This is a genomic window from Streptomyces sp. NPDC058284 (assembly GCF_042881135.1).
GTDB lineage: Bacteria > Actinomycetota > Actinomycetes > Streptomycetales > Streptomycetaceae > Streptomyces.
The window spans coordinates 12,355-24,039 of the sequence record NZ_JBHVYE010000034.1 but is presented as its reverse complement, the minus strand read 5'-3'; the positions used below and the strand labels follow the sequence as shown (position 1 = coordinate 24,039).

Annotated in this window: 10 protein-coding genes; 4 read left to right on the top strand and 6 right to left on the bottom strand. The window is 71.8% G+C overall.

The window, feature by feature from the left end; all coding sequences use genetic code 11:
- Positions 1 to 345: 345 nt before the first annotated feature.
- The 6 genes from ACFVYR_RS33035 to iolC all read right to left on the bottom strand — a co-directional run bounded on the left by ACFVYR_RS33035 (position 346) and on the right by iolC (position 6,973).
- Positions 346 to 690, bottom strand: a complete 345-nt coding sequence (locus ACFVYR_RS33035; RefSeq protein ID WP_384259360.1) for a 5-carboxymethyl-2-hydroxymuconate Delta-isomerase — start codon at positions 688 to 690, stop codon at positions 346 to 348.
- Between the two features lie 117 nt (positions 691 to 807).
- Positions 808 to 2,319, bottom strand: coding sequence for a CoA-acylating methylmalonate-semialdehyde dehydrogenase (gene mmsA / locus ACFVYR_RS33030; protein WP_384259313.1), 1,512 nt, complete (start codon positions 2,317 to 2,319; stop codon positions 808 to 810).
- Between the two features lie 17 nt (positions 2,320 to 2,336).
- The gene (gene iolD / locus ACFVYR_RS33025; protein WP_384259315.1) at positions 2,337 to 4,226 is read right to left on the bottom strand and encodes a 3D-(3,5/4)-trihydroxycyclohexane-1,2-dione acylhydrolase (decyclizing); all 1,890 of its coding nucleotides are present in this window, start codon (positions 4,224 to 4,226) and stop codon (positions 2,337 to 2,339) included.
- Complete coding sequence (iolB, locus tag ACFVYR_RS33020; RefSeq protein WP_384259317.1) at positions 4,223 to 5,035, bottom strand: 5-deoxy-glucuronate isomerase; 813 nt, start codon at positions 5,033 to 5,035, stop codon at positions 4,223 to 4,225. The genes iolD and iolB overlap by 4 nt, the downstream gene beginning before the upstream one ends.
- A 52-nt stretch (positions 5,036 to 5,087) precedes the next feature.
- On the bottom strand, positions 5,088 to 6,044 hold the full coding sequence (locus ACFVYR_RS33015; RefSeq protein WP_384259320.1) for a deoxyribose-phosphate aldolase: 957 nt from the start codon (positions 6,042 to 6,044) through the stop codon (positions 5,088 to 5,090).
- Positions 6,041 to 6,973: a 5-dehydro-2-deoxygluconokinase gene (gene iolC / locus ACFVYR_RS33010; RefSeq protein WP_384259362.1), complete on the bottom strand. Its 933-nt coding sequence runs from the start codon at positions 6,971 to 6,973 to the stop codon at positions 6,041 to 6,043. Before iolC ends, ACFVYR_RS33015 begins: the two co-directional genes overlap by 4 nt.
- A 194-nt stretch (positions 6,974 to 7,167) precedes the next feature.
- Here iolC and ACFVYR_RS33005 point away from each other — a divergent pair, with 194 nt between their 5' ends.
- From ACFVYR_RS33005 to ACFVYR_RS32990, 4 genes are all read left to right on the top strand, one after another.
- Positions 7,168 to 8,067: a sugar phosphate isomerase/epimerase family protein gene (locus ACFVYR_RS33005; protein ID WP_384259322.1), complete on the top strand. Its 900-nt coding sequence runs from the start codon at positions 7,168 to 7,170 to the stop codon at positions 8,065 to 8,067.
- 234 nt (positions 8,068 to 8,301) lie between these two features.
- Entirely contained in the window at positions 8,302 to 8,499 is a 198-nt protein-coding gene (locus ACFVYR_RS33000; RefSeq protein ID WP_384259324.1) for a MerR family transcriptional regulator, read from the top strand.
- A gap of 134 nt (positions 8,500 to 8,633) precedes the next feature.
- Positions 8,634 to 8,954, top strand: coding sequence for a heavy-metal-associated domain-containing protein (locus tag ACFVYR_RS32995; protein WP_384259327.1), 321 nt, complete (start codon positions 8,634 to 8,636; stop codon positions 8,952 to 8,954).
- 134 nt (positions 8,955 to 9,088) lie between these two features.
- Complete coding sequence (locus ACFVYR_RS32990; protein WP_384259329.1) at positions 9,089 to 11,362, top strand: heavy metal translocating P-type ATPase; 2,274 nt, start codon at positions 9,089 to 9,091, stop codon at positions 11,360 to 11,362.
- The last annotated feature ends 323 nt before the right edge of the window (positions 11,363 to 11,685 follow it).

Genomic DNA, 11,685 nt, shown 5'->3' with positions numbered 1-11,685 from the left:
GGAGCGCTATCGCCTCCGAAGGCTGTTGAACTGGTGTTTCGGTGGCTCCCGGCGCGTCATCGAACCCCGGCGGCAACCGGAACGTCAACGGTCATTTACCTACGGAATCCGCAGCCGCGAAGATCCCCAAGTCGCCTCACTTTCCCAAGAGTTTGCTCCATGGGGTCGCAATGAACATGCCTGTGTCGAATATGACCTTGATATTGCAGGCGTATGAACGAAGGCGCATTCGTTGCCCGAATTGCACCCTGTGCACGGGAACCGCAAGAGCGGCGCCAAAAAAGAATCGGGGCCGTCCGGAATCCGGACGGCCCTGCTCCACAACCGGTGACGCGACGGCTCCGCTCAGTGCGTCGGATGGAGCCGGTAGGAGGGGTCGAGGTCGCGGACCTCCACCGAGTACGTCGCCCCCTCGATCCCCGAGAGGTGCTTGCCGAGCAGCGCGAGGACGTCGTCGGAGAGCCCGGCCTTCACGGCGCTCCCGCGCCCCGCCAGCAGCCCCACGCCGACGTGCACGAAGGGGGCGCCCGGCCTGCCGTCCACGAAGGCGGCCGAGGGCCGGCAGAACGTCTTGCCGGCCCCGACCGAGTCCACCCGCTCCACGACCAGAGGGTGCAGCTCCGCCACCAGGGCGGGCAGATCCAGTACGCCGGACAGGGTGTCGGCGTAGTCGATGTCGATGTGCGGCATGCTCACGGCCTTTCATGTAGTGCACACACATCGTAGAGCGGTTCGTAGAACGGTGAACCAACGGCGAAGCCCCCGGCCAGGGCGGGCCGGGGGCTTCGGGAGCCGAGCAAGGGCGGCTCAGTGGTTGCGCGGGAACCCGAGGTCCACGCCGGACGGCGCGTCCGAGGGGTCCGGCCAGCGGGTCGTGACGACCTTGCCGCGGGTGTAGAAGTGCGTGCCGTCGTTGCCGTAGATGTGGTGGTCGCCGAAGAGCGAGTCCTTCCAGCCACCGAAGGAGTGGTAGCCCACCGGCACCGGGATCGGCACGTTCACGCCGACCATGCCCGCCTCGATCTCCAGCTGGAAGCGGCGGGCCGCGCCGCCGTCCCGGGTGAAGATCGCGGTGCCGTTGCCGAACGGCGAGGCGTTCATGAGCGCCACGCCCTCGTCGTACGTGTCGACGCGCAGCACGCACAGGACCGGGCCGAAGATCTCGTCCCGGTAGGCCTTGGCGGTCGTCGGGACGCGGTCGAGCAGGGAGAGGCCGATCCAGTGGCCGTCAGCGCACTCGGGGTGTCCCTCCACCGTGTAGCCGGTGCCGTCGAGGACGACCTCGCAGCCCTCGGCCGCCGCGCCCGTGACGTACGAGGCGACCTTGTCGCGGTGGGCGGCGGTGATGAGCGGGCCCATCTCGGACGCCGGGTCACTGCCGGGGCCGATCTTGATCTTCTCGGCGCGCTCCTTGATCTTCACCACCAGCTCGTCACCGATGGCGCCGACCGCGACGACGGCGGAGATCGCCATGCAGCGCTCGCCCGCGGAGCCGTAGGCGGCGGAGACGGCGGCGTCGGCGGCGGCGTCCAGGTCCGCGTCGGGCAGGACCAGCATGTGGTTCTTGGCGCCGCCGAGCGCCTGCACGCGTTTGCCGTTGGCGGAGGCGGTGGCGTGGATGTGGCGGGCGATCGGGGTGGAGCCGACGAAGGAGACGGCCGCGACGTCCGGGTGCTCAAGGAGGCGGTCGACGGCCACCTTGTCACCGTGCACCACATTGAAGACGCCGTCGGGCAGGCCGGCCTCGCCGAGCAGCTCGGCGAGCTTCATCGACGCGGACGGGTCCTTCTCGCTCGGCTTGAGCACGAAGGTATTGCCGCACGCGATGGCCAGCGGGAACATCCACATCGGGACCATGGCGGGGAAGTTGAAGGGCGTGATGCCCGCGACGACGCCCAGCGGCTGGCGGATCGACGCGACGTCCACGCGGGACGCCACCTCCGTCGACAGCTCGCCCTTCAGCTGGACCGTGATGCCGCAGGCCAGGTCGACGATCTCCAGGCCGCGGGCGACCTCGCCGAGCGCGTCGGAGTGCACCTTGCCGTGCTCGGCGACGATCAGTTCGGCGATCGCGTCGCGGTTGGCGTCGAGCAGCGCGCGGAACTTGAAGAGGATCGCGGTGCGCTTGGCGAGCGAGGACGTGCCCCAGGACGCGAAGGCCTCGCGGGCGGCGGCGACGGCGGCGTCCACCTCGTCCACCGACGCGAACGCGACCTGCGTCGTGACGGCGCCGGTCGCCGGGTCGGTGACCGGGCCGTAGGTTCCGGACGCGCCCTCGACGGCCTTCCCACCGATCCAGTGGTTCACGGTCTTCGTCATGACAAGCATCCCTACTCTCACAGGTGGCGGCGTCGGGCAGCGACGTGCCGGTCGTACTCTTCCCTGGCCTTGACCGCGGACACCCGGGTCGCCGTCTCGGCCACGGGCACATCCCACCACGCCTGTGCCGGGGGCGGGCCCGACACTGTGTCTGCCGTTTCCGTCTCCACATAGACACATGTGGGACGGTCTGCGCCGCGTGCCTCGCGCAGCGCCGCGCGCAGGTCGCGCACGGTCTTGGCGCGAAGCACCCGCATGCCGAGCGAGGCCGCGTTCGCGGCGAGATCGACGGGCAGCGGACCCTCGGTGTACGTCCCGTCCTGCGCCCGGAAGCGGTACGCGGTGCCGAACCGCTCGCCGCCCACCGACTCCGAGAGGCCACCGATGGAGGCGTATCCGTGGTTCTGCAGGATCACGACCTTGATGGGCACGTTCTCCTGGACGGCCGTGACGATCTCCGTGGGGTTCATCAGGTACGTGCCGTCGCCGACCAGCGCCCACACGGGCCGCTCGGGCGCGGCGAGGGCGACGCCGATGGCGGCGGGAATCTCGTATCCCATGCAGGAGTACCCGTACTCGACGTGGTACTGCCGGGGCGAGCGGGCCCGCCACAGCTTGTGCAGGTCGCCGGGGAGCGACCCGGCGGCGTTGATGACGATGTCCTCGTCGGTCACCAACTCGTCGAGCAGGCCGAGCACTTGGGCCTGGGTGGGGCGCACGTCCGGCTCGTCCGCCTGGAACGCGGCGTCCACGCGCTGCTCCCAGCGCTCCTTGTCGTCCGCGTACTCGACGGTGTAGGCGGGCTCGACGCGGTGGCCGCGCAGCGCCTGCGCGAGGGCCTCCAGACCGGCGCGGGCGTCGGCGATCAGGGTGGTGCCCGCCATCTTGTGGCCGTCGAAGGGCGCGATGTTGAGGTTGAGGAAGCGCACCCCGGCCGCTTCGAAGAGGGTGCCGGACGCGGTGGTGAAGTCGCTGTAGCGGGTGCCGACGCCGATCACCAGGTCGGCGGTGCGGGCCAGTTCGTCGGCGGTGGCGGTGCCGGTGTGGCCGACGCCGCCGACGTCCGCGGGGTGGTCGTGGCGCAGGGCGCCCTTGCCCGCCTGGGTGGACGCGACGGGGATGCGGGTGGCCTCGGCGAACTCGCGCAGAGCCTCCTCCGCGGCGCTGTGGTGGACGCCGCCGCCCGCGACGATCAGGGGGCGCCTGGCCTCGCGCACGGCGGCCGCGGCGGCGGCGACCTCGCACGGGTCGGGGGCCGGCCTGCGTACGGCCCACACCCGCTCGGCGAAGAACGCCCGAGGCCAGTCGTACGCCTCGGCCTGCACGTCCTGCGGCAGCGCGAGGGTGACGGCGCCGGTCTCCGCGGGGTCGGTGAGCACGCGCATCGCCGCGAGCGCGGCGGGGATCAGCGCCTCGGGGCGGGTCACGCGGTCGAAGTACCGCGACACGGGACGCAGGCAGTCGTTGACCGATACGTCACCGGCGTAGGGGACTTCGAGCTGCTGGAGGACCGGGTCGGCGGGCCGGGCCGCGAAGGTGTCACCGGGCAGCAGCAGGACGGGCAGCCGGTTGACGGTGGCGAGCGCGGCGCCGGTGACGAGGTTGGTGGCGCCGGGCCCGATGGACGTGGTGACGGCGTGGGTGGAGAGCCGCCCCGACTGCCGGGCGTACCCGACGGCGGCGTGCACCATGGCCTGCTCGTTGCGCCCCTGGTGGAAGGGCATGTCGTCGGCGTGCTCGACGAGCGCCTGGCCGATACCGGCGACGTTGCCGTGCCCGAAGATGCCCCAGGTCGCGCCGATCAGCCGCTGCCTGACGCCGTCCCGTTCGGTGAACTGCCGGGACAGGAAGCGCACGAGCGCCTGCGCGGTGGTGAGCCTGACACTGTCGTTCGGGGTCCCCGTCATCGATATCCCTCCGTATGGTCGGGGTGGAAGCAGATCCGCCACTCCCGCTCCTCGCCCGGACCCGCCATCACGTTCAGGTAGTACATCGTGTGCCCCGGCTGGGCGACGGACGGGCCATGCCAGCCGTCGGGCACCAGCACGGCGTCCCCGGTGCGGACCTCGGCGAGCACGTCGGTGCCGCCCTCCCGGGACGGGAAGACCCGCTGGTACCCCATCCCCGCACGGCCGCCTCGCGCCTCGATCTCGAAGTAGTAGATTTCCTCGAGCTCCGCCTCGACGCCAGGACGGTGCTCGTCGTGCTTGTGCGGCGGGTACGAGGACCAGTTGCCGCCGGGCGTGATCACCTCGACGGCGATGAGCCGGTCGCACGCGAAGGCGTCCGCGGACGCGAAATTGCGGACCTCGCGCGTGCAGCCGCCCTCGCCGCGGCTCTCGACGGGTACCTCCGGCGCGGAGCCGTAGCGGGCGGGGAGTCGACGCTCGCACTTCGCTCCTGCCAGGGCGAAGCGGCCTCCCGCGCCGGAGGCGATCTGGATCCGGGCGTCACGCGGCACGTAAGCGAAGTCGGAGACTCCGCTGAACACGCTCTCGCGGCCCAGCAGTTCGATGATCCCGTCTGCTGTCTGCACCGTACAGCCGCCGGTCAGCGGGAGCACGATCCATTCACTCCCACCGGTGGCGAAGGAGTGCAGCCCGCCCGGTTCGATCTCGACGACGCGCAGCTGGGAGTAGGTCCAGCCGGCCCGCTCCGGATCGATGGAGAGGGCGTACGGACCGTCGGCCGCGCTCCCTTTCGGTACGTACGTCATATGGGCCTCCCAGCCGCTCTGCCCCCACCGGTCTCCGCTGCCCCGCCGCCCGCTACAACAGCCCCACGGCGGTGTCGACCGCCCCCGCCACGTCGCCGTCGGGCGGATACAGCAGGGCCCTGCCGACGACGAGACCCTGCACGGTGGGCAGTTGCAAGGCGCCGCGCCACTTCTCGTACGCGGCGTCCTGATCGCCCCCAACGTCGCCGCCGAGCAGCACGGCGGGCAGCGTCGAGGTCTCCATGACGCGGGCCATGTCGTCGGGGTTCTCGGTGACGGGGACCTTCAGCCAGGTGTACGCGGAGGTCCCTGCGAGGCCGGAGGCGATGGCGATGGAACGGGTGACGGCGTCGGCGCTCAGGTCGTTGCGGAGCGGCCCCGTGCCGTCCGGGCCCCGGCCGGTCAGGAACGGCTCGACGAAGACCGGAAGTCCGCGCTCCGCCATCGCGTCGACGGCGCGGGCCGCGGAGTGCAGGGTCCGCAGGGACCCCGGGTCGTCGTAGTCGACGCGCAGCAGCAGCTTGCCCGCGTCGAAGCCGAGCCGTTCGATGTCCGCGGGCCGGTACCCGGTGAACCGGTCGTCCATCTCGAAGACGGCCCCGGCCAGTCCGCCCCGGTTCATCGACCCCATGACGACCTTGCCGTCGAGGGCGCCGAGGAGCAGCAGATCCTCCAGCACGTCGGCGCCTGCGAGGACTCCGTCGACCCCGGGCCGCGACAACGCGAGACAGAGCCGTTCGAGCAGGTCCCGCCGGTTGGCCATGGCGAGGGGCGCGGCCCCTGCGCCGAGGGCGCCGCGTGCGGGGTGGTCCGCGGCGACGATCATCAGCCGCCCGGTCGTCCCGAGCAGCTCCCGCCGCCCGCGCCGGGAGGCGGCCTCGGCGATGGCTTCGGGGTGCCGGGCGCGGGTGCGGGCCAGCGCCGCGACGTCGACGGAACGTTCCAGCCCCTCCGTCGTCCGAGGAGCGGGGGCCGGGGCTGAGTCCCGTGAACGGTGACCCCGGGTCATGTGACAGCCCCTGCTTCCACCGCAAGGGCGACCTCGCCGGCGAAGGGCATGGCTGAGGAACACTCCAGCCGGGAAGCCACGATCGCCCCCGCCGCATTGGCGTACCGCATGATCCGGCTCAGCTCCCAACCGGCGAGCAGCCCGTGGCACAGCGCCCCGCCGAAGGCGTCCCCCGCGCCGAGCCCGTTGAGGACCTTCACCGGCAGGGGCGGCACCCGCGCCGCCTCGCCCGCGCGGTTCATCGCGAGCACTCCCTCGGGCCCCTGTTTGACGACGGCCAGTTCGACCCCCGCGTCGAGCAACGCACGGGCCGCCGCGCGAGGTTCACGCTCCCCCGTGGCGATCTCGACCTCGTCGAGGTTGCCGACGGCGACGGTGGCGTGCGCGAGGGCGGCGGCGTAGTGGGGCCGGGCCTGCGAGGGATCGGCCCAGAACATGGGCCGCCAGTCCAGGTCGAACACCGTGGCGCCGGCCCCCGCCCGCCGCGCGGCCAGCGCCGCCGACGTGGCCGTGCGACTCGGCTCCGCACAGAGCCCGGTCCCCGTCATCCAGAAGATCCGCGCCGTCGCGATCGCGTCGAGGTCGAGCTCGCTCTCGTACATCTCCAGGTCGGGCGCCTTCGGCTGCCGGTAGAAGTACAGCGGGAAGTCGTCCGGCGGGAAGATCTCGCAGAACGTCACCGGCGTCGGCAGGCCCGCGACCGCGGTGACCCAGCGGTCGTCGACGCCGAACTCCCGCAGCGCCGTGTGGAGGTAGTCGCCGAAGGGGTCCTCTCCGGTGCGGGTGATGACGGCGACGCGGCGTCCGAGCCGGGCCGCGGCCACCGCGACGTTCGACGCCGAGCCGCCGAGGAACTTCCCGAACGCGGTCACCTCGGCGAGGGGCACTCCCGTCTGCAGGGGGTACAGGTCCACCCCGATCCGGCCCATCGTGATGACGTCGTACGGTTCGCTCACCCCGCACGCCTCCCCATCGCGACACGTGCGTTCATGGCGGCCCGCCCCTTCGTCTCGTCCGTGTGCCCCCAGGTCTAATCCCGCCCCGGGAATCCTGTCAACAATTTGTCCTTACATTCGGACCGCTTGCTTGACACTCTTCCGAAACGGCCTGGAGGCTGGCTGACATGACGACGCTGTCTCGCATCCGTATCGGTTCGGCGCCCGACTCGTGGGGCGTGTGGTTTCCCGAGGACCCGCGCCAAGTGCCCTGGAGCCGCTTCCTCGACGAGGTCGCGGAGTGCGGATACGAGTGGATCGAGCTCGGCCCGTACGGCTATCTGCCCACCGACCCGGCCGAACTGCGCGCGGAGACGGCCCGACGCGGCCTCAAGGTGTCCGCCGGCACGGTCTTCACGGGCCTGCACCACGGACCCGCCGTCTGGGAGAAGACCTGGGCCCACGTCGCGGACAACGCCGCGCTCGCGCAGGCCGTGGGGGCCGGGCACCTCGTCGTCATCCCCTCCTTCTGGCGCGACGACAAGACCGGCGAGGTCCTGGAGGACCGCGTCCTGACGCCCGCACAATGGCGCGAACTGACCACCCAGACCGAGCGGCTTGCCCACGAGGTCCGCGAGCGGTTCGGCCTGCGCGTCGTGGTGCACCCGCACGCGGACACCCACATCGACACCGAGGAGAACGTCAGCCGCTTCCTCGACGCCACCGATCCGGACCTCGTCTCGCTCTGCCTGGACACCGGCCACTACGCCTACTGCGGCGGTGACAGCGTCAAGCTGATCGAGACGTACGGCGAACGCATCGGCTATCTGCACCTCAAGCAGGTCGAGCCTGCGGTCCTCGCCGAAGTGCGGGCCCAGGAGGTGCCGTTCGGGCCCGCCGTCGCGCGCGGCGTGATGTGCGAGCCGCCCGCCGGGGTGCCCGCCCTGGAGCCCGTCCTCACCGCGGCCCAGCGGCTGGGCGTCGACCTGTTCGCCATCGTGGAGCAGGACATGTACCCGTGCGCGCCGGACGCCCCCCTTCCGATCGCCCGCCGCACCCGCTCCTACCTGCGGTCGTGCGGCGTCTAGTACGCCCAGTCATCTCTTCGGCCCGGCGCCACGCGTCACTCGTGTCACAAACACGTGCGTCCTGTCACACATGTCCCGTGTACGCGGGTCTTGCGTCACAGGCGGTCCACAGCCGCTCCCCTGCGGTCACTCAGCGTCGTTCACCGGGCACAGGCTGAGTGATCGCCACGCGCCGCGCCCAGCTCCCCCGTCGGCCTTTCGGCCGCCCTGGGCGCGCGCAGGGAGGTGCCACTGATGACCGACCGCAGGCTTTGGTCGTACAAGGAGATCGCCGCACACATCCGTGTGCAGCCGGACACCGTGCGCTCCTACCGCAAGCACGGTCTGCTGCCGGACCCCGACCACGTCGAGGGCGGCAAGCCCTACTGGTACGCGGACACCATCCGCGCCTGGGTCGCGGCCCGGCCGGGGAACCGGGGGCGCAGAGGATGACGCGACGGCCCCCCTTTTCGTTGAGAAATACCCCCTAGGGGTATAGTCTCAGTGGTGTCGGGAGATCACCGGGGCTCCGGGGCCCCCTCCCGCACGCTACGCCGCATACGTACACACCCCCCGAGGAGAACGACATGAGCGCCCAGACCGAGCTCCCGCAGGCCGCGTCCGAGACGACCGGCTCCTGCTGCTCCCCCAGCGGTTCCTGCCACTCCGACGGCGCCGAGGCACCGCAGGGCGCCGTCACCACCGTGTACGAGGTGACGGGGATGACCTGCGGGCACTGCGAAGGCGCCGTCTCCGCCGAGATCTCGGAGCTCGCGGGTGTCGGCTCCGTACAGGCCGTCGCGTCCACGGGCCTGGTCACCGTGGTCTCCGAGGCCCCGCTCGACGAGGCCGCCGTGCGCGCCGCCGTCGACGAGGCGGGTTACGAGCTCGTCGGCGTCAAGGCCTGACGCCCCGGACCCGAGCCCGGCCCCGCCGCCACGTCTGAGCTGCGGACCGCCGGGTACCCCGGGCCCTGTGGTGCCGACACCGGCGCCACAGGGCCCGCAGCCGTCCCACGACCCGGAAGCAGTACGAGAGAACCATGCCGGACGTCACGGAAGTCTCCGAAGTCGAACTCGCCGTCGGCGGGATGACCTGCGCCTCCTGCTCGTCGCGCATCGAGAGGAAGCTGAACCGCGTGGAGGGCGTGACCGCCACGGTCAACCTCGCCACGGAGAAAGCGCGGATCGAGTACGCCGCCGGGGTCGAGGTCGGCAGGCTCATCGCCCTGGTGGAGAAGCTCGGTTACACGGCCGAGGAGATCGTCCCGCCCGCGCCGGCCCCCGATGACCGTGCCGATGCCGCGGCGGCCCCCACCACCGCCGACATCACCGAACCCGACACCCTGCGGCAGCGCCTGACCGTCTCCGCGCTCCTCTCCCTGCCCGTCGTGCTGCTCGCGATGGTCCCCGCCCTGCAGTTCGACTCCTGGCAGTGGCTCTCGCTGACGCTCGCCGCGCCCGTCGTCGTCTGGGGCGGGCTGCCCTTCCACCGGGCGGCGTTCACCAACCTGCGGCACGCGGCAGCGACCATGGACACCCTCGTCTCCGTCGGCACGCTCGCCGCCTTCGGCTGGTCGCTGTGGGCGCTGTTCTTCGGCGACGCCGGGATGCCGGGGATGCGGCACGGCTTCGACCTCACCGCATCGCCGGGCGACGGCGCCTCGACCATCTACCTCGAAGTCGCCGCGGGCGTCATCACGTTCATCCTGCTCGGGCGCTGGCTGGAGGCCCGCTCCAAGCGGAAGGCCGGTTCGGCGCTGCGCGCCCTCCTCGAACTCGGCGCGAAGGACGTGGCGGTGGTGCGGGACGGCGCCGAGGTCAGGGTGCCGGTCGACCGGCTGGCCGTCGGGGACCGCTTCGTCGTACGCCCCGGCGAGACCGTCGCGGCCGACGGCACCGTCGTCGAGGGCGCCTCCGCGGTCGACGCCTCCATGCTGACCGGCGAGTCCGTGCCGGTCGACGTGGGCGCGGGCGCCGCCGTGACCGGGGGCACCGTGAACGTCGCGGGGCGCCTCCTGGTCGAAGCGACGCGCGTCGGCTCGGACACCTCGCTGGCGCGGATGGCGCGGCTCGTCGAGGACGCGCAGACCGGCAAGGCCCAGGTGCAGCGCCTCGCCGACCGGATCGCCGGGATCTTCGTGCCGGTGGTGCTGCTCATCGCGCTCGGCACGCTCGGTGGCTGGCTCGGTGCCACCGGCGACGCGACCGCCGCGTTCACCGCCGCCGTCGCCGTCCTGATCATCGCCTGCCCCTGCGCGCTCGGCCTCGCGACGCCGACGGCCCTCATGGTCGGCACCGGCCGCGGCGCCCAGCTCGGCATCCTCATCAAGGGCCCCGAAGTCCTGGAGTCCACGCGCCGCGTCGACACCGTCGTCCTGGACAAGACCGGCACGGTGACCACGGGACGCATGGAGCTGACGGACGTCCAGGTCGCCGGGGACACCGGGGAGGAGGAGCTGCTCCGCCTCGCGGGCGCCCTTGAGCACGCCTCCGAGCACCCGGTCGCCCGGGCCGTCGCGGCGGGCGCCGCGGACCGGCTCGGGACCGCCGTCGGGGAACTGCCCGCGCCGGAGCGGTTCGAGAACGTCGCGGGGTCCGGGGTGCGCGGCACGGTCGAGGGCCACGACGTGCTCGTCGGCCGCGAACGACTGCTCGCGGAGGCGGGCGTGACGGGCCTTGAGGCGGTGGCCAAGCTGCGGGACGACGCGGAGGCGGCGGGACGCACGGCCGTCCTGGTCGCCTGGGACGGCGCCGCCCGCGGTGTCCTCGCCGTGGCGGACGCCCTGAAGGAGACCAGCCCCGAGGCGGTGCGCCGGCTGCGTGCGCTCGGCCTGTCGCCGGTGCTGCTCACCGGCGACAACCGGGCCGTCGCCGAGACGGTCGCCCGCGCGGTGGGCATCGCGCCGGACGCCGTGTACGCGGAGGTGCTGCCCGAGGACAAGGTCGATGTCGTACGGCGGTTGCAGGGCGGGGGCAAGGTCGTGGCGATGGTCGGGGACGGCGTGAACGACGCGGCAGCGCTCGCCACCGCCGACCTCGGCCTGGCGATGGGCACCGGCACGGACGCGGCGATCGAGGCGAGTGACCTGACATTGGTGCGCGGGGACTTGCGGGTCGCGGCCGACGCCATCAGGCTCTCCCGCAAGACCCTCTCCACCATCAAGGGCAATCTCTTCTGGGCCTTCGGCTACAACGTCGCCGCGCTGCCGCTCGCCGCCGCCGGTCTGCTCAACCCGATGATCGCGGGCGCCGCGATGGCGTTCTCCTCCGTCTTCGTGGTGACGAACAGCCTTCGGCTGAGGAGCTTCACATAACCCCTTCACAGGGTCGTTTCAGCACCCTCACACCCGTCACAGAATCCCCATACCGGTGCTCTTGCGCATGTACTGGACATATGCAAGAGACGCAGATCACAGTGATTGGAACGTAACCATTGAGGGGAGTCGCGAGTCTAATGGGGCGATGCAGGAAGATGTCTTGGGGGACGTCTTCCGCGTCGAGGGGCATCTTGGGGGATGTTCCTGGACATTGCGTTGCCGGGGCACGTGCACCGGGGAGCTTTGAGCGGCCCTCCCGTACGTACGCGTCCCGGCAGACCGCAGGGCAATCCACAGACGCCCGGCCGGATCCCGTGGGG

Bases quoted from the DNA above. Each gene is read 5' to 3' on its own strand.
- ACFVYR_RS33035 (WP_384259360.1), bottom strand. From the start codon at position 690: ATGCCGCACATCGACATCGACTACGCCGACACCCTGTCCGGCGTACTG.
- mmsA (WP_384259313.1), bottom strand. From the start codon at position 2,319: ATGACGAAGACCGTGAACCACTGGATCGGTGGGAAGGCCGTCGAGGGC.
- iolD (WP_384259315.1), bottom strand. From the start codon at position 4,226: ATGACGGGGACCCCGAACGACAGTGTCAGGCTCACCACCGCGCAGGCG.
- iolB (WP_384259317.1), bottom strand. From the start codon at position 5,035: ATGACGTACGTACCGAAAGGGAGCGCGGCCGACGGTCCGTACGCCCTC.
- ACFVYR_RS33015 (WP_384259320.1), bottom strand. From the start codon at position 6,044: ATGACCCGGGGTCACCGTTCACGGGACTCAGCCCCGGCCCCCGCTCCT.
- iolC (WP_384259362.1), bottom strand. From the start codon at position 6,973: ATGGGCCGGATCGGGGTGGACCTGTACCCCCTGCAGACGGGAGTGCCC.
- ACFVYR_RS33005 (WP_384259322.1), top strand. From the start codon at position 7,168: ATGACGACGCTGTCTCGCATCCGTATCGGTTCGGCGCCCGACTCGTGG.
- ACFVYR_RS33000 (WP_384259324.1), top strand. From the start codon at position 8,302: ATGACCGACCGCAGGCTTTGGTCGTACAAGGAGATCGCCGCACACATC.
- ACFVYR_RS32995 (WP_384259327.1), top strand. From the start codon at position 8,634: ATGAGCGCCCAGACCGAGCTCCCGCAGGCCGCGTCCGAGACGACCGGC.
- ACFVYR_RS32990 (WP_384259329.1), top strand. From the start codon at position 9,089: ATGCCGGACGTCACGGAAGTCTCCGAAGTCGAACTCGCCGTCGGCGGG.